The sequence below is a fragment of the Subsaximicrobium wynnwilliamsii genome, assembly GCF_007997225.1.
Lineage (GTDB): Bacteria > Bacteroidota > Bacteroidia > Flavobacteriales > Flavobacteriaceae > Psychroserpens > Psychroserpens wynnwilliamsii.
The window spans coordinates 1-1442 of the sequence record NZ_VORM01000094.1; the positions used below are offsets into that span (position 1 = coordinate 1).

The following is a 1442-nucleotide window of genomic DNA, read 5'->3' on the forward strand; positions in this document are numbered from 1 at the left end:
TCAATGTCATTAATTTAGCGGTTTAAATCACTGATTTTCAGATAAATATGTTTGTTTTTTATTAAAATAAGTCGTATATTTAATTGATAATCAATGATTTAATTATGAAAAAAAACCACTAGCTTTATCTTCGAAAAGGTAAGGGCAGAGATCTTTGGCAATGGGCTGAAAACAGAGTTCAAAGTTTCAAAAGAGCATTTTACCAGAAACAGAAAACAACGTTTTCCAATACTCCTTTTATTTATGTTGAACTTTCTCAAAAAAAGCCTGTCCCTGGAAATAGAGAATTTCACGAGCCTGCTCAAGGTTGGCCCCAATGCCAAGTTTACCAAGAGCGCCTTTGTGCAGGCCAGAAAGAAGGTTAGGCCTGAAGTGTTCGATAGGCTCTCCCAAGTATTGCTGAACGAATTCTATACCGACAATGAGCCAGCAATAAAACTATGGAAGGGGTTTAGGTTGCTTGCGGTGGATGGAACCCGGATCACCTTGCCGATCACTGCTGAGCTCAAAGAAATTTACGGCGAGACCAAGAACCAGTCGAGCACGGTTTTGGTTCAGGCACGATGCTCTGTCATTTATGATGTCCTCAACAAATATGTTTTGGATGGTGCGCTGGAACCGTTAAAGCGAGGAGAGAGGGATCTGGCCCTTAGCCATCTTGGGCACTGTAACAGTGATGACCTGATGATCTATGACAGAGGGTATCCCTCATATGATTTCATATATCAGCACATCAACCGGGATTTTGATTATCTGATGCGGGCAAAGACAAGTTTTAGCGGTCTGGTCAAGGATTTTGAAGAGAGCAGAAAAAAATCACTTGTGGTATCGATATATCCAGGCAAAAACGCAAAACTCTCAGATAAAGAATATACCAAGAACAGCCCGATCAAAGTACGACTGATCAGGATTGATCTGGGCAAGGGAAACGTTGAGATCTTGATGACCTCACTATTGGATAGCAATGTGCACCCGACAAGCCAGTTTAAGGAATTATATTTCAAACGATGGGGCGTGGAGACTTTTTATGATGAGCTCAAGAACAAATTGAGAATCGAGCATTTCTCTGGCTATTCAAACCAGAGCATCCTGCAGGATTTCAAGGCGGCATTGTTCGTGAGCAACGTACAGACTTTGATTGTCAGTGAGCTCGAAGAAGACCTCAAAGAGAGCAATCGGGACAAAAAATATGACTATAAGGTAAATACAAACATATCCTATGGGCTTTTAAAAGATAGAGTTGTAACCTTATTCCTTGATAAAAAGCCAACCGGGATTGACATTGTGGAAGAACTCAAAACTTTATATAAATCACATTTGGTTCCCATTAGGACCAATCGAAAATCTGAAAGAAATCCTGATAAATATCGATCAAGAATAAAACCTAAAATAACCAAAAATCAGAAAGATGGAGTTTGAATGACCTTAACTTAATGACATTG

1 protein-coding gene is annotated in these 1442 nt (G+C 39.7%); it reads left to right on the top strand.

All coding sequences use genetic code 11. From position 1 onward, the window contains the following. Positions 1-165: 165 nt before the first annotated feature. Positions 166-1419 (top strand): IS4 family transposase, encoded by a 1254-nt coding sequence (locus tag ESY88_RS20635; protein ID WP_223270920.1) that lies wholly within the window; start codon positions 166-168, stop codon positions 1417-1419. Positions 1420-1442 lie beyond the last annotated feature (23 nt).